The sequence below is a fragment of the Paenibacillus phytorum genome (assembly GCF_013141715.1).
GTDB classification, from domain to species: Bacteria; Bacillota; Bacilli; order Paenibacillales; family NBRC-103111; genus Paenibacillus_E; species Paenibacillus_E phytorum.
This window is the reverse complement of record NZ_WHOA01000182.1, coordinates 43,665-64,164: the sequence shown is the minus strand read 5'-3', so window position 1 is coordinate 64,164 and position 20,500 is coordinate 43,665. Positions and strand designations below refer to the sequence as shown.

Here is a 20,500-nt window from a genome sequence, read left to right as displayed (position 1 = left end):
TAAAGATCTGCAATCAGGCTGTTTTTTCCATTCTAGAATTTCCGCATCACCATTTCCAAAGGCCCTCGCTTAAATTTATATTTCCAGATTAGGGAAATTACAATTGCGAAAACGAAGTAGGCCACAGCATATAGCGTTGAGAAGATGACAGAACCATTTTCGAGAATACCGAATAATTGTAGAATACCAAGCCCCACAACGACATGCATGACATAGTGTGTCAACGTCATCTGCCCTGTCTCGATGAGCACCTTGACGATGCCACGAGCATATTTGCTTTCAACAAGATAAATACATAATAAGATAACTAGAATTGCTGAACTCGTTGCAGAGAACATGTAGAGCAGATTCGGCGGCATCGGCTTTGTTTGAAATAGATACTCGGCTATTTCCGTCCCGAGATAAGTGCCTCCTATTTTCAAAGCAGCTAAGGAAATCAATTCACTCCCCACCCAAGCAATCAACGAAATGAGAAGCCACTTTTCCCGAATCAATGTATCTGTAAAGTTTAGCCTACCGAACCACATTCCGACTAGAAAGAAACAAAACCAGGGTATCGCTGGATGAAAACCGTTGAACCATGTATTCCGTAAAAACCCATTCACTGTCCAGAAATCCAAATAAGTATGAAACGACGAGTCCCAGCCAACAGTGTAGTCATATTGCAATAGGAACCATTGTGCACTTAACCAAACAATAACAGCAGCACCAAGCAGTATTTTATCAGAAGCACGTATCAAAAAAGAGGCTATAAACAAAAACAAAGCATAATAATGCAAAATGTCAGCGCTCCATCCAAATAGGATCAATAGAAAACCTAAGAATATTAGGTATAACGATCTTTTCCAGACGATAACTCTTTGCTTGCGCAGTAGCCCCGTATCTCCTACTCTTGCCTTTCGTGTCATAATCGTAAAGCCGATCCCTGCTAACACAACGAAAACGGCAGATGCCCTTCCCTCGAATAAACTATTGAACCAAGATAACCACGCAGGGCCACTGCCCTCTGCCCCCATTGCGATTTTGTAATTGACAAACATCATACCCAGTATGGAAATTGCTCTTGCAAAATCAAGCCCTGTTATTCGTTCTCCACTCACTTATTTATCTCCCCATTCCACACTTGCTCCACACTGTATTGCCACAATCGGTCGTAATCAAAAGCAATTCCAAGCGTCATATAGTTGTCGATTTGGTCGATAACAAGTGTAAGCATCTCGGCTTTTACACCTAGATTTCCCCCACTCATTACGCCTAGATTCACCCCGTGCTTGAATAAGGCAGTAAAGCCTTGAACATACGTATCGATAACAGCTTTAACAGCCTCGAGAATCTTCTCATCTCTTGTACTTTGAATCATGAATTCTTTCATTAGCAATGAGTAATGCGGATCGTTACGCTGCTCATGAATCATTTTCAGGCCGCATGTAATGAAATACTCTTTGAAGTTTTCAGTCGTAAATTCCTTTATCGGGAAAAAGGTATCAAACCGAATCTCCTTACACACCTCTTGGAGCAGCGCATGAAATAATGCCTCTTTCGAAGAAAAGTGGTAATACAATGCTGGTTTTGTTATGCCAACTTCCTTCGCAATCATGGATAAGCTAGTCTTCTCAAACCCATTTCGGGCAAATAGACGATAGGCTTCATTTAGAATTAGTTCGTAGGTCTGCATCGTTTTTTTCTCCTTTTTTTACTTACCGTTAGGTAAAATAATAACCATATTCTTCTAATTAATCAAGTTATTTTTGTATCATAGTAAAAAAAACTACGACAGCAAGATTAACTAGCTATTTAAAAGGTTCCATTTGTGCTCTAAGTCGTCGAAGGCCTTTCCAAAACCCTCTGGAAAAGTTGAGCAAATTGTTAACCATGAGTTCGTCACTCTGAAGCATCTAGGATTGTTTCACCCGTTCCAGTAGCATTGAAGTCTAACGATAAGAAAATAGCTACAGTGGTTTGATTTATCGCAATTTTCCAAACTAAAACTTCCCAAGATTCACACGATAAAAAGCCACGTCTACATGAGGATGGCTTGTTGTTAGATATATAGTATTAAAATGACTAACAAAGTATCTTACTTGGATTCTTATGTATGCGATTGCATGTTCTCGATCCATAATTTCTCAATTGATTACTTTTTCATTGTTCAACTTGTCAACATCCATCAACGGTAATCAAATTGCCCGCCTTGAAGAAGAAATCGCATAACAAGCCTAATGGACTACATAAAATCCTCCGGTGCGTGAATTTCACCGGAGGGCTTTTTGCTCTACTGTATTTCATACAGTAAAAGTGAGACTTTAGGCGCTAAGTCTCCGATGAGGAAAAATGTGATTTCATTGTACGTCTTCCGGTGGTTTTCCAGGCCATCACTCTTCTTCCTCCGTCCGAATCAGCTCGTAAATCGCTTGCGTACAAATTTCGCCGTGCAGCATCATATCTTCGATTATGACGAATTCATCGGGCTGATGCGCCTTCGTGTCTGTTCCGCGGAAACCGGCGCCGAAGGCCACACCCCTGTTCTGTAACTTCCGGGCGTAGGTGCCGCCGCCGATCGAGAGCAGCTCCGCCTTCTCGCCCATGATCGCTTCATATGCACGGCTCAGCTTGCGAATCAGGGCGTGATCAGGAGGTACGAAAAGCGGCGCCATATAGGCTGCCACCTCCACCTCCACTCCATAGCCCGCTGCCTTCTGGCGCAGCTTCGCGAGTACGGTCTTCCCGTCTGCTGTAACCGGATACCGCACGTTCAATATCGCTTCCGCCATCTCCTCATCCAGACGAATCTGGGCTAGATTAACGGTAAGCCGGCCATGCACAGGATCGTTGCAAGCTAGCCCCAGTGATTCGCCAAACGCTTCGAAACCGATGGCTGTGCGGATGAACCTCCAGAATTCGTCTTCCGGCACGATTCCGCCGATCGTATGCAGAAACGCTGCCATATGGGAAATCGCGTTGATGCCCGACGGTGGGTAGGAGCCATGGCCGCTTTTTCCCACTGCCGTTATTTCAACTCGTCTCTCTTTCGTGAGGATTGCATCAATATGCGGATTCTCCTCTGCAAGGAGGACGATCCGCTCCAGCTCCTCGGGTTTCGCATCTGCCGTTTCTATTATGGTGCGGCAGTGCTCAGGCACGACGTTCGGCGCTACACCTCCCGCCATCTCCAGAATTCGACGGTCCCTCTCAGCGACGGTGTGCAGTCTCTTCAAGCGGAACACATAGTATCCTTTCTCCGCATGAATAATGGGATATGCGGCGTCAGGTGTGAATGCATAATCGGGAACGGGCTCCCTGGCAAAGTAATGGTCCATATCCGTCATCCCGTTCTCTTCGTTCGTACCGAATATGATGCGAATCCGTTTCTTAGGATTTACCCCCAGATCCTTAATCGCTTTAAGCGCATACAAAGCAACAACAGCCGGTCCCTTATCGTCGGAAGCGCCTCTGCCATAAATGCGGCCATTATGGATTTCCGCACTCAAAGGATCATAGGTCCAGCCGATCCCTTCAGGCACGGTATCGAGATGGACAAGCACTGCGACCAGCTCCTCCCCATCGCCGTATTCGACATGACCCGCATAACCGTCCACATTAACGGTACGGAAGCCCATAGACGCTCCCAAATCAAGCATGTAATGCAGCGCTTGGGCTATCTCTTCTCCGAACGGCCTCCCCGGCATGCTTTCGGAAGCTACGCTTCGGATCCGGATGAGTGCTTGAATATGCTCGACAATTTCCGGCTGGTAGCTCCGAATCGCACTCCCAATAGTCACTGGTCTTCCCCTTCGCAGGCATAAGCCTGGAACCGGATAGTCACGTCGGTCGGTGTTACGTAATTCATCGTAACGTTGAGCGCATCACGGTTCACTTTCTCGTTGCGCATGGAGACGTCTTTGTGCTCCTTCGCTCCGGAAGACACCCGGATGCAGTCCCCCTCGAGGGAAAATACGGCATCCCCATTTACCAGCTGTTTCATATGCGGGGCCACCTGCTCCAGTCCGTCGCCCGACAATTCACCTAATGAATCGAACATGCAGACAGCTTGCAGATAGATGCCAGGAATCGTTTTCGACCGGATGCTTACTTCCACGCCGTCAGTTAGCAGCTGGAAATCCAAGGCCAGCTGCAGATGCTGGATGTTCGTTTTCTCTCGAAGATGATTAGGCATATTCACATAAATGCCGTTCTTATCGGCGAAGTGTTCTTTGGGAAGGGGTTGAAAGTAACAGCCCTCAAGCTCGATGTCCATGCTGTAACGCTCCATACCCGTCTTCTTGATCGAAGGAAACGCAACCGCACCTATGCCGAACCACCCAGCTGCCAGCTTCAAACCGAACATACGCGCTTTACCATACTGGATGTACATCAATTCCGGTTGGGCCGCCATCAACGTTACGCTCAGTTTCCCCTTGCGATGGCGCAGAACGGATGCGCCGTGCGGATGCTGCACCAGCTTGCCGAGATAAGGGATATTGCGGGGAACCAGCGCTTCGTTTCCCTCCCCAAGCAGGATGGTATAGTTCTCCGATAATGCCGGCACGTTATCTGGCAGACACATAGCCTCCGGGTACAGCATCCAATGAATAAGCGCGCTTGCACCTTTCGGAGACGTCTCTTCCGTTATTTGTGCCATGGATAGGAACACAGGATTTTTGTCGAGCGATGCCATCAAGTGATAAATCACATAATACCAATCGTTCATCATCATCGTCTGGCCAAGGTCCTGGCGACCGGAATACTCCGTCGCGACAGATTGATCCGGATGCAGCATATATTGCATCATGCCCAGGTTTTTGCGTATTACCTCGAATGCAGGTTCGTGCCCAAAGATAACCCCTACATCATACAGATGGATCGCACATGCACCGTTATAAATCGCGTTGCTGCGCTCCGTCCATTCCCCATATTCGGTCATATCAAAGCCTTCGTCCAGAAATTGAAAAGCTCTCTCCCTATAAGCTTCATCTCCGAAAATTTCATACATTTTTGCCAATGCGCCAGCCATGACCCAGCGGTGGTTTGGTGTATGAATGCCTCCAGTCAACAAGCAAGGACGGGCTCTTACCATGAACGTAAACAACCCGTCCTGGATCCCGCGAATTTGCTCGAGTCCCGAACGTGCGGCTACCTGATAGACGAGCGATACCAGGTGGATCTTAAATGCAGTGTCCGGCGGTGAGTCGATATTACAGTTAACGAGCGAAATACACCCGCTTTCCAGCTGTGTCAGAAGGAAATCATCAACCGCCTCCCGCATCAGTTCATTGAAACTGGCATCCAAGTAATATCGGGATGCCGGCTGACAATATAGCGGCACGGTCATCGCAAGAGTGCCAATACCTAGCGGATCAGGTTCACGACCCTCTGCCAAATCAGTTCTGCGCTTCACGAGAAATTGCTCCAACCGTCCATCCTGCAGGTGGATAAGTTCTTTCAATGGGTCGCGAAGGGGTGTATTCATCAGCTTCATCTCCAGTGATTTATTGTCCGGCAAGGACATGTGTCAAAAAAATACATAAGCAAATACAAAAGAGCGAACCACAGATCGTTCGCTCCTTGTGCAGTCGGTTTACAACCTATTACTTTTTCATCGTTTTATAAGCGTCGCTAATCTCTTTGTCGTAATCTTTTCCTCCGGCTCTTTCCCATCCGGCAACCATCTCGCTATACGTCTTCTCGAAGTCCGTAGAAATAATAACTTTGGAGATTCCTTCATAAAGGTGCTTCTCGATTGCCGCTACGGTCTTCTGGGCTACTGGCCGAGGTGAGTCGATTACGGTGTTCGGTTTACCGAATTTCTTGAAAATATCATAGAACGTAAGATAAGAATTGGCGTACTCTTCACGCTGCTTATCGTCCGGATACGTAGCCGCAACAGACTTAATCAGTTGTTCTTTGTTGTATGGCGCTACCCCTTGCTGAACAATGGCAAGGTCTCCCGAGGCGGATACCCATGTGCTCTTCTTATTCGTTTCGGGATCAATCTGGACTCGAACGCCGCCGTCATTTTTCCAGTTCACACCCTCAATTCCGCTTTGTACGGTCGCAAGATTTTTCGGTTCAACCATCCAGTTCAAATATTTCATGACGACATCCGGGTTTTTGCTGGATTTCGGAACGGCGACGAACATGGCGTAATCTCCCACTACCGTCATAACCTGCGATCCATCCGCACGCTTGAATGGTTCTACCGGTACCCAGTTTGCTGTCGGGACGGATTTGCGTGTATTCGCAGTCATGGTCCAAGGCGCGTCGTTGGAATCGACGAAACCGGCAACACCGCTGTTAACTTGCTGCGTAAATTGCTGAGAACTCACGTCGGTGACGAATTCCTTGGAGATCAAGCCCTCTTTGTACAATTTGTTCATCCGTTGGTAGTAAGCTTTGCCTTCAGGCGTAGCAACTGCGGATGTGAAGACACCATTCTTATAGTTGCCGTCCGGCGCATAGAATTGGTTGCTGGGACCGTCCATATTGACGCCGAAACCGAACATGGGGCCGAAGAAAAATGCTTTCATGGATTGGTTGATCGCAGGGATCGCCCATGGGATGACTTTGTCTTTGCCTACGTTGCCTGGGTCTTTCTCTTTAAAGGCTTTCAGCACCTGATACAGCTCTTCGTTCGTCGTCGGAATTTTCATGCCTAGCGCATCAAGCCAGTCTTTACGAATCTTCATGTTGGGGCCAGCGTATGTGTTCGCCTTAAGGGCAGGAATCGCATACCTCTTGCCTTTGTACATGCCCACTTGGTCAAGCGCCTTTTTGTTATTCTTAATCAAGTCTGGATACTTGGCGAGATAGGAATCAAGCTCCCACAATCCGCCTTGTTCAGCATATTTGAAGATCGTATCCATCGAGTAGGTCAAAATGACATCCGGCGCTTCTCCGGAAGCCATCCAAACATTTAGCTTCTCCGACTCCTGCGCTCTAGGCAGGGAGACGAATTCCACATCGAGACCGATTTTCTTCGTTTCGTCGATCACGTATTTAATGATCGGGTTATTGCCCAAATTTTGACCCTCCGGCGCATTGGCGCGGTCCCACAATGATACGCGGATTTTGGCCGGTTTTTCAGGTTCTTTGCTTGGAGACGGTGAGTTACTGCCGCTAGGTGACGTTGTTGCAGCGCTTCCCCCCTCATTCTTGGAACAAGCAACCAAGAAACCTGAAAGCATGAGTACGATAGCCATGCTTCCTAAAACCCCTTTTTTAAACACCTTTGCCATACTGCTTCCTCCCTAGTGTTTATTACAGGAATATACGCTCTAATGGGATTTCGCCCATATCCTGTAGGTAATTCATGACTCTTAAGCGCTTTCATTGAAATATAGATCCTTTCATTCATTGTTTCTATTCTATAATTTTGACATTTTGATAGTTTTTTTGTTATCTAACCGTACTCTTTATCCTTTAACAGACCCTAAGAACGATCCCTTTACGAAATACTTTTGCAGGAACGGGTATACGATTAGAATCGGAACCGTGGCGAAAACAATCGTGGCCGCTTTCAGGGACTCCTCAATGATGTGGAGATTATCCAAAGATTGCATAGTCTCCAACGACGTATCCATTTGTGCAAGCAGCAAAATGTTCCTCAACTTCACCTGCAGCGTGTAGAGAGCCGAATCATCGATGAACAGTACCGCTGTAAAATACGAGTTCCAGTGGCCGACTGCATAAAACAGACTTATCGTTGCCAAAACTGCACCCGACAGGGGAAGCACGATCTGCACCAAATAACGCAAATTGCCGCAGCCATCCATAACGGCCGCCTCGCGCAGCTCATCAGGGAGATCCTGAAAAAATGTTTTCATGATAATAACGTTAAAAGCACTAATCAAACCGGGAATCATTAACGCCCATAAGCTATTCAGCATTCCTAGCGACTTAATCAACAAGTAACCTGGAATCAAACCGCCGCTGAAAACCATGGTCACAATCATGAAATTCATGAAATATTTGCGTCCCTTTAGATCCTTTCTGGAAAGTGGATAGGCCGTTGTAATCGTGAACAGCATATTAAGCGCAGTACCGACTACCGTAATATAAACGGTTACCCCTAACGACCTGATGATATTGGAATCCGTTATTACCGCTTTCATCGCATCAAGCTGAAACTCTACAGGCCAAAGCACAACTTTACCCGTCTGTATAGCATGACTGCTGCTGAAGGCATTAGCTAACGTATTGAGGAAGGGAAAGACACATATGAAGGTGAATACGATGAGCAGGGTATAATTCATGATGTTAAAGCTTACGTCCCAGCCGGAATACTTGCCGAATAAGCTGCGTTTATATCCTTGTTTGCGCGCAGTAGCCGCCATATCTCTACTCTCCTATTCGTTCGAATTTTACCAAAGTCCTTCCTTGCCAAATCGCTTGGCAAAATAGTTCGCGCCAAGCACAAGAATAAGGTTAATGAAGGATTGCGACATCCCGATTGCAGTCGTAATTCCGAATTGCCCCTGCTTAATCCCCGCGGAGTAAACGTATGTGCTGATTACATCCGAAATATTCGTAACGACAGGGTTCTGCAAGGCGAATGGATGCTCGACACCAATGGATACCATATGACCGATGTTAAGAATCAACAGCACGATGATAGTTGGCATAATGCCCGGCAGCGTAATATGCACGATCTTCTTCCATCTACCCGCGCCGTCCATGACAGCAGCTTCATACAAAGAGGGATCGATCGTAGTCATGGCCGCCAGGTAAATAATCGTTCCCCAGCCCGCTCCCGCCCATACGCTGGACAGCGTATACGTGATGACCCACCACGTTTCTTCGATCATGAAATAGATCTCTTTCATCCCCATGAATCTCATTAGATCATTAACGATCCCATATTTCGGGGAAAGCAGGTTATAGATAATCCCGCCCATAATGACCCAAGACATAAAGTGAGGCAGATACAGAAGCGACTGCGAAATTTTCTTGAAATATTTAGCTCTGATTTCATTCAGCATAAGCGCCAGAATAATCGGAGCCGGAAAACCCACGATCAGACCTAGAACATTAAGCAGAAGCGTATTGCGGACGATCCTATAAAAATCCTGAATCTGCAGCATATCCTTGAAATGCTGAAGCCCTACCCAATCGGAATCGAAGACGCCTTTGAAAATGTTATAATCCTTAAAGGCAATGACAAGACCGAACATAGGGATATAACAAAATACAAAAAAGAATATGACGCCTGGGGCAAGAAGTAAGTACAAATCGTAATTTTTGAACAGCTCTTTCGTAAAAGCGCTTCTTGGTTTACTGTCCGTCTGTGCAATTACAGGAAGTTTTTGAGATTGTGCTTCCATACTCTCGCTCCTTTTCTACAAATGCTATTCCAACACGCGAAAGCGCTTTCCATAATACTACTAGCCAATAAAAGGGACAGCAAAGCCGTTTCTTCTAGGCATATCGCAAGTATACTCGCTTGTGAAAACGGTTTACATATTAGGATTTTTACCTTTTATTAGTTTTCTTTACCTCTAGTAGAATATCTCTTACTTTCTGTTAATCGATCAGCAATTCATACATGCCCTGTAAACAGATTTCGGCATGCTGCATCATATCGTCGATAAAGATGAACTCGTCGGCCTGATGCACGCGAGTATCGACACCGCCAGGCAGTCCCGCACCGAAAGCGACACCATTGTTGCGCAGCTTACGGGCATATGTACCGGCACCCATGCGCAGCATCGCAGCTTCCTCGCCGGTGATTTTCTTATAGGCGCGACTTAACCGAACAATGACCGGATGGGTCTCTGGCACATACACGGGAAGTAGATGCCGTGACTGTTCGGTTTCGATTCCATTCATGCGCGCAAGATGGTCGAGCGTAGATAATATGCCAGCCCCGTCATAGCTTATTGGATAACGGATATTGCATAGTGCTTCCGCACGCTTCCGATCACAGGAAATGGTACGCAAATAAACGACCAACCCGCCCGATACGCTATCACTGCAGGCGATACCGAGCGACTGTCCGTCTGTCTCCGCACTGATCTTGCTATGTAGGAAGCGCAGGAAGTTGTCCCAATTGGTATCTAGTCCTTGCGCAATTAGGAAAGCAACCATATTAGCGATTGCATTTCGCGATCCCGTCATACTGCCTTCCACAAGCTCGCTGCCGGCTGTTAACTCCAGCACTCTGTCGGCAACGAATGCTGCCGACAGATTCGCCTGGAGATTGACCGAATGGCGGAGGTTCTCCACCTGGCCGTCGGTCAGAAACGCCAGAGAGAGCGACGCCGTGCAGGTCTCCGGAATCAGCGTAAGCATACTGCCGCCTTTCAGAGACAAAAGAGGGAGCAGCGGCTTGGCTGAAGCAGCCTCCTGCTTACTCGAGAACACCACGTTCATGTTGCCCATCTCCACATTAAAAATCGGGTAGCCCGCGTCGGGCGCAAACGCCATATCCGGAAGCTGTTCCCTCTCGAAATAATAGTCGAGGTCTTTCATTCCACTCTCTTCGTTCGTGCCAAAGATCAAGCGGAGACGGCGATTGCCGGTAATGCCCAGATCCATCAGCGTTTTCAGCGCATACAGAGCGACCACAGCAGGTCCTTTATTATCGGATGCTCCTCTTCCGATGATCTTGCCATTCTCGATGAGGCCGCCAAACGGGGGGGACGTCCATCCCTCCCCTTCTTCTACTGTATCCAGATGGACAAGCACAGCGGCTAGCTCGTCGCCTTGACCGTATTCGACATGGCCTACATAGCCGTCCACATTTGTCACTTCGAATCCTAATGATTCAGCCAAACCGAGCATATACTGCAAAGCGCGGTCGACTCCAGCCCCGAACGGTTTTCCCGGCTCCGGGGCGGCCATGATGCTTCTTATTTGTACGAGCTCCGAAATGCCAGCCGCAATCGCATTCTGATATTTGCGAATTTCGTTTCCAATGACCATGTGCATGCATCCCGCCTTTTCGTTCGTCAATTATGAAGCCAAAAAGCGATACTGCGCCTCAAGCAATCCATGGTAAATGCCCTGGTTAGCCAGCAGTTCTTCATGGGTACCTTGCTCCAGTCAGTCGACATGATGCAGGCTTTCCACCAGCATTAGCAGCGTCATGGATTGCCCGTAGGGCATCGGACACACCGCAATTTCACGATAAAACTGCAGCGTGCGTCCCATGCGCGTTCCGTAAGATACCCCGTGAACGGCTCCCTTCTCGTCAATCTTATTAATGACCGCTTGCAGCGCCTTCAACCCGACTTCTTTGTAGACTTCGCTGATATAACCTTTGCGAACAGCTTTCAGAATGCCGTATGCGAAACCCGCAGTAGCCGATGTTTCCTCGTACGATGTCGCATCGTTCAGTAATGTCGTCCACATTCCGCTCGGTCTTTGCAGCTCAGTCAGCTTCTGAATCTGACGTTCCAGAGAAGAAAGCAAGAACACTTCCACGCCCAGCGGTATCTTGACGATATCTAGGTAGTCGACCAGCCCTGCCGTGTACCACGCATTACCTCGGCCCCAGAGTGCTTCCGCGAAATTATGGCCCTCCACGAAGGTCCAGCCATGGAAAAACAGTCCTGTTTTCTTATCGGTCAAATACTTTAGATGGACGAGGAACTGACGGATGCTTTCTTGTACGTAGTGATCCTTTTCCAGCAAAATGCCCATCCGGCCCATGAACAACACCGTCATATAGAGCGTGTCGTCCCATAACTCGCCTTCGTTCGCATTGTCAATGGTCTCGTGCGTGATCCCGAACTCAGGCGTGCGCGGCATCTCATCGGCCGCATAGCTGGCCCATTCTTCGCAAATCCGCAGATACTCGGGATTAAGCGTTTCTTCGTAAATGTAGCTGAGCGTAAGCAGCGGACACATCGTGTTGACGTTCTTCGGTGGGAGCCCCTCACGAATCCGGCTGTCGAACCAATTGGTCAAATACGTGAAAATATCGCGGTTTCTGGTTTCTTTGTAGTACAAGTATAGAGAGAATAATCCGACTCCTTGGGACCAGTCCCATTTGTCCATCGTAATGATGCTTATCGGCGTGTCTTCCTGGATCGTTACCTCCAGATTTTTCATGCCGCTGATGACTTTCTGAATCATGCTCTCTATATCTTGCCTCTGCAATTGCGCTAGAGTCATGGTAAGCACCTCCCCATACGCACTATAAAGTGCTTGTAACAACAATGTAACGCACGCTCAAACCAGTTTACATACGAGATTCTTACGCTTTTATTAGTTTTCTTTACTTCTGTTCTTATACTCCTTTGGCGACTGGCCTTCAAGTCTCTTGAAAACCTGATAGAAATAGGCATATTCCTTATACCCTACCATTTCGCCGACTTCGTTTACCTTATTCTTGGGATCCATGAGCAGACGCTTAGCGGCCTCGATTCGGGCCTTAGACACAAGATCCACGAAATTAATACCGGTTTCCGTACGAAGCAGCCTGCTTAGGTAGCTCGGGCTTAGGCCAAAATGATCGGCAGTTGACGTCAAGTTGATCGTGTCGGCTATATGGCTGTTGATATGATCGATGACCTTCTTCACAACGAGGCAGTACACCTTTTCCCCAGCTTCAAGCTTCTTCTTGATATTCCCAATAAACGATGTGAGGTAGGAAGAAGCCTCCTTCATACTCGTCAGCCGGTATACATCCTCGAGAATTTGATCGACGCTTTTACCGAGACCGAACTCATCGCCGGTTACACGGAAATAGTAGCGGGCCACCGCAAGACATACTTCCGAGAGCAAGCCCTTCACTACGAGAATATTCCCTTCGCTATAGGCAGTAATTTGTTTCAGAAACCGCTCCAAATGGGTAATCATATCTTCGCTCGACTTGTTCTCCAGCATTTGGTTGAACTGCTCCAAATCCTGGATGATCGAGAATTTCCCCAGTTCCTTCTCTTGCTTGCTATGATCCGGGAATAACACGCTTTCCTCCGCTCTGAAAAAGCTTGAATCCATAATCTGGGAAGCTTCCCGGAAAGCTTCCGGCAGCTCAAGAAGCGATTTGTACACGGAACTGACCGCGATGCAGCAGAATACTTGGTCCCTCACGCTAGCCTCATCGATGAACTCGCTGCAGAAGCTCTGCAGCTTCATCCTGATCTCCCGCTGCGGAAGTGCCTTTGGGAAAAGGCATACAAATAAAAGGTCGTTATTACGCAGGGATTCAATTAGATAGAAATCGCGCTTGGCAGCCAGCTCGTGCGCTTGTTCTGAAAGGCGGAGCTGTATCAGCTGCTTGAGCTTGGCGGCGTTCGTTGAACCGGATTGGCCCGGCTTCTCTGTAGTACGGACGATTTGCAAAACGTACCGGCTAAACTGGATCTCAAGGTTCTTCACTTGCTCCTGCATATTGTCTGTTCCTGTGATCAAATCACCGATCAGCTTGCTTCTAAGCGAGGGAATTGAACGGGTATGCTGTTTCTCCAGCTCGATGAAAGCAGAGGCGATCTTGACCGTGTTCTCGCGCTCCTTGCGCTTGTTATCGAGCTCTGATACTGCGCTCCCTATCACTCTACTTAGCTCTTCGTAATTGATTGGTTTGACGATAAAATCGTATACACCGAGCCGGACGGCCTGCTTGGCATATTCAAAATCCTGGTAGCCGGTAACCAGGATTGTTTTGGACATAGGAAAGTCCAAGCTTATCTGTTCGGCTAAATCGAGCCCGCTAAAGCCGGGCATTTTGATATCCGTAACGAGAATATCCGGCTGCAGCTCCATGATCAAACGCTTGCCTTCAATTCCGTCCTCCGCTTGACCGACCACTGCGCAATTCAGCTTCTCCCAGGCGATCATCTGTACAATCGCTTGCCGGATCAGCGGTTTATCGTCTATAACCACCACTTTGTATGTCATCCGGAGCCCTCCTCGGTTATGATCGGAAGACGAATCCGAATCGTCGTCCCCTGATCCATTTCGCTCATAATGCTTAAACCATATTCTTCTCCGTATAAGATTTGAATCCGTTTGTGCACGCTGATGACCCCGACATTCGTATGCTTATCCTTCTGTTTCAGCTTCGAGTGCTCCGGAGGGTTGAGCAATTGTTTCTTCGTTTCTTCATCTATGCCTACTCCATTATCGGACACTTCGAGATACAGAACGCCTTCTTTGGTCCAACAGCCGATACTGACAATCCCTTTTCCCGGTTTCTCTTCAATTCCATGCTTGATCGAGTTTTCTACGAGCGGCTGCAGGATGAATTTAGGAACCACGAAGGACATCAGGCCCGTGTCGAAATAATAATTGACCTCAATTCTATTGCCATAAATTATTTTATGAATAGTCAAATAACTCCTAATGTAGTCCACTTCTTCCTGCAGGTAGATGATATCACCCTTCTTGCTAATGCTCTCTCGAAGCAGCTTGCCGAGCAGGTAGATCATTTCACTGACTTGTTCGTCGCCTCGCAGCTTGGCTAAGCTATGAATCGACTCCAGTGTATTGTAGAGAAAATGGGGATCAATCTGGGCCTGCAGCGCTTTATATTCGAATTGCAATGTGCGGTATTCAGCTTTTTGCTTAAGCAGCTTCTCCGTGTAGATGGTGTGGATCAGCTCGCCGATCTTCTCGGCCATCGAATTGAATTTCTCCGCAAGCAGTCCCACCTCGTCTCTGCTTCTGGGTACAATCGCCTTATGGGTGAAGTCCATGGAGAAATGGGTCATGCTCTGGAGCAGCAGCCGGACGTTTCCTGTAATGTTTCTGGAAATGATCACCGCTAGGATGAACGCAATGAATAGCGAGACCAGTATGGTGCTGATTGTCCACACCTTGATGACTTCAGTGCCGCGCGTTAATTCGTTGACCGCGATGACCTGGACAATCATCCACTTGTCATAGGGTGTTGTAATAATGGTAGAAATGTACGTTTGCCCTTCAAACTGAAAACCCTGATTGAGGCTGGGCTTGTGATCGTACATCTTGTTTTCGATGAAGTAGCGGGACGGCTCGGAAACATGCCTGTCGAACAGCAGCGCTTCGAATACCTCATTCAAAATGACGATGTTCCCTTTCGTAAGTTCGTCCACGTTCGTGTAGATGCCGCTGATCAGACTGCTGTCCACACCGACGATAATGATGCCCACATAACGGCTGGACGCGACGTCATACACCGCTTTTTCCATAAAGATAACATTGCTGTTTCCCGGAATCCAAGAAGCACGACCCCGCTTATCCTTAATCATCTCGACGTCCACATTCATCAAGTTTTTATTGTAGTTTTGGGTTGCGGTGCGTTCGAACCCGAACTGATTGCCCTCGGCATCGATTACCATGACCGACAAATAATCATCTTTGGAGAACAGTAAATCTTTCATAAATTCACTGATCGCCCTATTCTTGATGTACAAATCAGGTTCGCTGCTGCTTTCAGGAATGCCCAACGTCGTATTGAGCGCGGAATTACGGAACTGCTGGAATACTTGCTCCTCGATATCCTTGGTGCGTTTCTCAAGGTTTATCCCGATTTGTTCGATTAAATATTCGGAAAAAATGGCTGTATTCTGTTTGATTACGCTTACAGAAACATAGTAATTAACGGAGCTGATCATTAGCACGGTTAGCAAGATCATAACGGTAAAGGACAGCAGAAACTTCGTACGCAGCTTCAAATTCAGAAATATGGAAATCACCTTAGACAACCGCTTCACCCGCATCCTGATGGAATGGCAAGTGCGTGAAGCAAAAAGGAAATCCGTTCGCTCACGCACCTATTGTTAGCATTATAAACCTTTCCACCGTAATCGGCTATTGACTGCCGACCTCACGTCAGAATCGCACTTTAAATATAAGGCAAGACAAGAAAGCTTTCTTGGTCAATCTGCCAAAAAAATAAGGGATTTCCCTTACAGATCAATTGGAATAAACCTCCATCCCCACCTTCATCATTTGAAGTGGTTTTGGAGGTTTATCCAATCTTACTTTGGGACCGGTTCGTTCACTACTCCCCTTTTGGGGGCCCACAGTATACGCTACCAAAAAAGGAACTAGTACTTGTCGTATTTGAGATCCATTGTCGCAAATCCACAAAACTCTGGGAAGCTATGCAGCACTTTGTTAATCTCATCCTGGCTGTAGCCCATTTTACGAAGATGCATCTGCTTGACGGTTTCAGCGGCATTCTGGGCGGATACGAAATCCTCCATATGCTCGAATAGCTTCGCGCCCCATTTCTGGCCGAATCCAACATGGAGACGCTCGTCGGCAATATCGTATTCGGATTGGATTGACGACAAGGGATCGCCATGCTTCATGAACGCTCCAATCGATTTGCGCTTCTTTATGAAGGAACAGGGCTCCATAACCATCGTCAGGCTGGAATAGAACTCCGGAAACACCTGCTTCATCGTTTCCGGCGTCGGCGCCGTGGACGGGTGCCAGGCGAAATCCTCCGTGCGATAGCCCATCTGCTTCAACCGGCGAACGCCCATTTGGCTGTGACGGACTTCATCCCACGTGTGCCGTGCTACATCGAGGTAGAAGTCTACTGGCATTTTCTGCACGCCGTAGTACAGATAGGTCAGGCTTTCCACAGCCGACATTTCGCTGGCATTGATGAAGATCATATGTTTCACGCTATCGTAAGTCGGAGATTTCGGATCGAACATGGCGCTTTTATATTTCGTCAGATCGACATGCGGATACTTCGGATCGTTAGCAGGCTTCAGCGGAATCGGACCTGCCGGCTCGGAGACCGGATGGTCGGGCCAATCGATCTTTTTCTTCGACGACGAATTTTCAAGCATCTTCCACACTTGATGGATATAGACTAACCAACTGTGATACGCATCGCGTTTCTCTTGGTCTTCAACATAGGCAAACTTCACGTAAGGAATGCCCCAGGAAAGCATTTGCTCCTTATCGAGCTCGATATATCGCAGCTTATCGAACGTCGGTCCGTCGAGAATCGGGTCAAGCGTTTCATGAAAAGCGGTATACTGCTCATAAAGCTTTGTGACGATGAACTTATAGCCCGCTGCGAATTCAATCAGCCCTCCCGCTTGCGTAATACGCTGACAAGCTTCTTGGAGACCACTCGGCGTCCAAGCTTTATCGTTGATATCCGCTCCAGGCAGCTCGCTGATCCGTTCGCGCAGTTGTACCATGTGCTGGGTGTGCAGGTACGACAATCGCACCAGTTCCCCTTTCAGATCCCAATCCGGTACAGACGAGACCCATCCCATCGTCATTCGCGACAGCTCAAACTCTAACCAGAAGCATTGCTTAAGCAGCTTCGCGGTATCGACCGGCCGCAGCAGCGAACCTCTGTAGGAAGATGCAGCTTCAAGGAAGCTGTAATCCGTTACGTCCACTTCAATTCTCTTCGCCATCTATTGATTACCTCCCATAAGAAGAAACGGTTTCAAAATTCTTCTGCTTTCAATTATAAGGAAACGCTTTCGCGAATTCTTTTTGCATTGTCTTGAAGTAGTGGGGTATTCTCTGCTTTTCACTCTATCGTGTAAACGGCACGGTACTCCGCTCCACGGCCTTTCCTTCTTACCAAAACACCGGATCGTTTATTCGCTGTCGTATCTTCGTAGCCCTCGAATAAATAAATTTCCGTTCCCATGAACCCTTCCATCCGAAGAATCAACGTTCGTTCCGGCAAAACCCAGCGTATCAACCAACTGTTGTTAGTCGTGAATACTCTTAGATTCATGAGGTGCTGGTAGCCGAACTCGCTCCCGAGGGGCACACACGGCTGCGTCTCAAAATCAGTCTCCATCTGCCCGTGGCAATGAAAAAGCCAATCTGTCAGATGTTCGTCTTCGCTGATCACCTGAAACGTATCCGAGATGCATCCTTCCTGAAGATGAATATCGCGCATATAATCAACGCCAGGATATACTTCCTTGGCCTTGGCGCGAATCCGGTTCCGCTCCGGTTCGAATCGTTCTACGATTCCACGCTCAGAACAAATCTGATCGACGGCATCGACGATGACCGTATTATGGGCGATTGTCTTCCGCTGCCACTCCAAAAACAAGAACGAGCCATAACCGTTCGAAGAGATATCGTGAGACCATAAGCAATCCGCGTCGAACAGCTCGATATTCATTAAATCAGGGTGCGCATGGCTCCGCGTATTCAGGCCGTACTTCATAAACAGTGCAGTCTTTCCTGCGCGTAACGAGCAAATATTCGAAGCCGGATAATTTTTCGTCCCGCGCTGCATCTCTTCCCCGGCGTATTCCCCTTTGCCGAACAAGAGCCGCTGAACCCACCCTTCAGGCGAATTTTCAATCATACCGCCATAGGCCATCGTTGGACTGTAGTACTCCTCGTATGATCTGGAAAGCGCATACTCGAAGGCCGGATCTGGAAACAAACGATTCGCATACTCGTACTGTCCCGCATAGTGGGTCAGCGCGATATTCGGCCAGCCGTCATTCGGATTGGGGAAAATTCCGTTATCAAACACAAGTTCCGCTGGGAACACATACATCCGTTTAACGATTTCTTCCATGCCACCGCATTCTACATCATAGATACGGGCGAACAATAGGAAATACGTGAACGGTTCTACGCAATAGAAGTGATAGTGAAATGAACCTTCGTACCAGAATCCTTCCGCTGTCACGCCTTCCTGCAATTGCCGCAGCAGGCCGAACGGACCATTCAGGGCCCGCTCTACGTAGCTGCTCTCCCCGAAGAACATCCCCGCCATGCCGACTGCCGCCTTCATCCAACAGGGGATGTTGTGAATGCTGGTTGAGTGGCTGTCCAGCAGCTCTACCTGAGGGTCGAACAGTTTGCTTTTATAAAGCTGAAGCTCTTCGGTGCTAAACGTTTCCTTAATCATCTCCATTCCCTGCAGCAGCCAAATCATGCCGACCGCGTCGCAGAGATCGGTGCCGGCTATTTTGCCGACGTAGCCGGGTTTAACGTCTACCTGAAGCTGCTCATAATGATCGCTGTAAAAAGAAAGCACCTTGCGGATGAATGCCGGGTAACGATCATCGCCCGTGAGCCGATACAGCACCCCAGCGTAAAAAACATGCTTGTGAGCTTCATCGCGGTACAAATAGTTCCATGCCTGATCGAAACGGGCACCCTTGTTCCGGTGCCCGCAGCTTCGGCAGTTATTCTCTTGGGGTGTTTCCCTCTCGAAATCGATCCTGCTCCCGCAAGCTTCGCAGAAATAGTTGTGCCCCCATCCGGCAACTCTCCCAGGATCATCTGCGTAATGATTGATCCACCACTCCGTGGTCTCAAGCAGAGTGTCATAGACGTGCTTCGCCCACGCTTCCGTCCGAATCTTCTCTTGAATAGGCTGCCAGTCCTGTACATAGCTCACATTAACACCCGTCCCTTTCATTCTTAGTGCACGGTCTCCCTTAAACGACTATCGTGTCATTTCGATCAGTGCGCGGTCCAGATCATCGATAATCGAAACAGCACTCTCCAGACCGACCGAAATGCGCATCAGACCGATCGGAATTCCCGATAGGAGGGATGTTTCCTCGTTCACCCATAAACCGGGTGAATTGATAAGACTCTCGAAGCCGCCCCAGCTAGGTCCTTCTTCGAAATAGCGCAAGCTTTTCATCATCTTCATAATCTGCTGTTTGTCGCCCTTAGGCACGAAGCTCAGCAATCCGGAGTAACCGGACATCTGCCTGCAGCCAAGCTCATATTGCGGATGGCTGGGTAGACCCGGATAGTAGACGGCGGATACTTGGGAATGCTCTTCCAGGAAAGCTGCAACCTTCAAACCATTCTCCTGATGCTGCTTCATCCTAACCGGGAGGGTGCGCAGGCTTCGGATGAGCAGCCAGGATTGATGCGGATCCATAACAGCCCCGAACAAGCTTCTTTCGTTATTTGTGATCGATTCTAGAACCTGCTTGCTCCCTATGATGACGCCGCCCAGAATATCACTGTGTCCGCCCAAATACTTAGATGCCGAGTGGACCACGAGATCAATGCCATATTGAAGGGGATTCTGATAGAGCGGCGTCGCCCAGGTATTGTCGATAATCGTCGCAATCCCATGCGATTTTGCCAAAGCGGAGATCGCTTTCAGATCCTGAAGCGAGAAAATGTTCGATAGAGGGCTTTCCAAATAAATAACCTTCGTATTAGGGCGGATCGCCTGTTCGAATTCCTCAATGCTTTCGCCTGAAACGAGCGTCACCTCACAGCCGAACTTCTTCATATAGGTTTCCAGAAATGCTTTCGCCGGCACATAGGCCGCGCGCGGACAAATAACATGGCTATCTTTCTCCAGATAGTATGTCAAGGCGGCGCTGATAGCGGCCATTCCCGAAGAGAAACAACGCGCTTCCTCCCCGCCCTCGAGCGCAGCGATCTTCATCTCGGCAATCTCCGTCGTCGGGTTAGCGACGCGCGTATACGTATACCCGTGATTGACCGTTTTCCTTGTAAACAGCGAGTTTTGAAAAATGGGGGGCACAATCGCACCCAAATAACGGTCATAATCGTCGCCCAGATGAGCAAGAATGTCTTCCTTACTCTTTAAAGAATCCTTGTCCAAACCTTCTCCCCCTCT

Annotated in this window: 14 protein-coding genes; all 14 read right to left on the bottom strand. The window is 48.1% G+C overall.

The genetic code is table 11. The annotated features are described in order from the left end of the window. Nucleotides 1-32: 32 nt before the first annotated feature. The gene (locus GC098_RS41315) at nt 33-1,100 is read right to left on the bottom strand and encodes a DUF418 domain-containing protein (protein WP_312880346.1); all 1,068 of its coding nucleotides are present in this window, start codon (nt 1,098-1,100) and stop codon (nt 33-35) included. Next, nucleotides 1,097-1,675 carry a TetR/AcrR family transcriptional regulator gene (locus GC098_RS26170; protein ID WP_171646142.1) on the bottom strand — a complete coding sequence of 193 codons (579 nt, stop codon included), beginning with the start codon at nt 1,673-1,675 and terminating at the stop codon, nt 1,097-1,099. Before GC098_RS26170 ends, GC098_RS41315 begins: the two co-directional genes overlap by 4 nt. 697 nt (nt 1,676-2,372) lie before the next feature. Continuing rightward, nucleotides 2,373-3,779, bottom strand: coding sequence for a dipeptidase PepV (gene pepV / locus GC098_RS26165; protein ID WP_171646141.1), 1,407 nt, complete (start codon nt 3,777-3,779; stop codon nt 2,373-2,375). Further along, complete coding sequence (locus GC098_RS26160; protein ID WP_171646140.1) at nt 3,776-5,467, bottom strand: hypothetical protein; 1,692 nt, start codon at nt 5,465-5,467, stop codon at nt 3,776-3,778. The genes pepV and GC098_RS26160 overlap by 4 nt, the downstream gene beginning before the upstream one ends. Before the next feature lie 118 nt (nt 5,468-5,585). After that, nucleotides 5,586-7,232, bottom strand: a complete 1,647-nt coding sequence (locus GC098_RS26155; protein ID WP_171646139.1) for an extracellular solute-binding protein — start codon at nt 7,230-7,232, stop codon at nt 5,586-5,588. 177 nt (nt 7,233-7,409) lie between these two features. Further along, nucleotides 7,410-8,330, bottom strand: a complete 921-nt coding sequence (locus GC098_RS26150) for a carbohydrate ABC transporter permease (RefSeq protein WP_171646138.1) — start codon at nt 8,328-8,330, stop codon at nt 7,410-7,412. Nucleotides 8,331-8,357: 27 nt separating this feature from the next. Next, on the bottom strand, nt 8,358-9,317 hold the full coding sequence (locus tag GC098_RS26145) for an ABC transporter permease (RefSeq protein WP_171646137.1): 960 nt from the start codon (nt 9,315-9,317) through the stop codon (nt 8,358-8,360). Between the two features lie 199 nt (nt 9,318-9,516). Further along, on the bottom strand, nt 9,517-10,917 hold the full coding sequence (locus tag GC098_RS26140) for a Sapep family Mn(2+)-dependent dipeptidase (RefSeq protein WP_171646136.1): 1,401 nt from the start codon (nt 10,915-10,917) through the stop codon (nt 9,517-9,519). A 120-nt stretch (nt 10,918-11,037) separates the two neighbouring features. Beyond that, nucleotides 11,038-12,111: a beta-galactosidase BglB gene (gene bglB / locus GC098_RS26135; protein ID WP_171646135.1), complete on the bottom strand. Its 1,074-nt coding sequence runs from the start codon at nt 12,109-12,111 to the stop codon at nt 11,038-11,040. A 93-nt stretch (nt 12,112-12,204) separates the two neighbouring features. Then, nucleotides 12,205-13,839, bottom strand: a complete 1,635-nt coding sequence (locus tag GC098_RS26130; protein WP_171646134.1) for a response regulator transcription factor — start codon at nt 13,837-13,839, stop codon at nt 12,205-12,207. Beyond that, nucleotides 13,836-15,617: a sensor histidine kinase gene (locus tag GC098_RS26125; protein WP_312880347.1), complete on the bottom strand. Its 1,782-nt coding sequence runs from the start codon at nt 15,615-15,617 to the stop codon at nt 13,836-13,838. Before GC098_RS26125 ends, GC098_RS26130 begins: the two co-directional genes overlap by 4 nt. A gap of 354 nt (nt 15,618-15,971) precedes the next feature. Beyond that, nucleotides 15,972-17,315: a DUF455 family protein gene (locus tag GC098_RS26120; protein ID WP_171646132.1), complete on the bottom strand. Its 1,344-nt coding sequence runs from the start codon at nt 17,313-17,315 to the stop codon at nt 15,972-15,974. Between the two features lie 119 nt (nt 17,316-17,434). Further along, entirely contained in the window at nt 17,435-19,306 is a 1,872-nt protein-coding gene (locus GC098_RS26115) for a heparinase II/III domain-containing protein (RefSeq protein WP_171646131.1), read from the bottom strand. Between the two features lie 27 nt (nt 19,307-19,333). Beyond that, nucleotides 19,334-20,485, bottom strand: a complete 1,152-nt coding sequence (locus GC098_RS26110; protein ID WP_171646130.1) for a trans-sulfuration enzyme family protein — start codon at nt 20,483-20,485, stop codon at nt 19,334-19,336. Nucleotides 20,486-20,500: the final 15 nt, after the last annotated feature.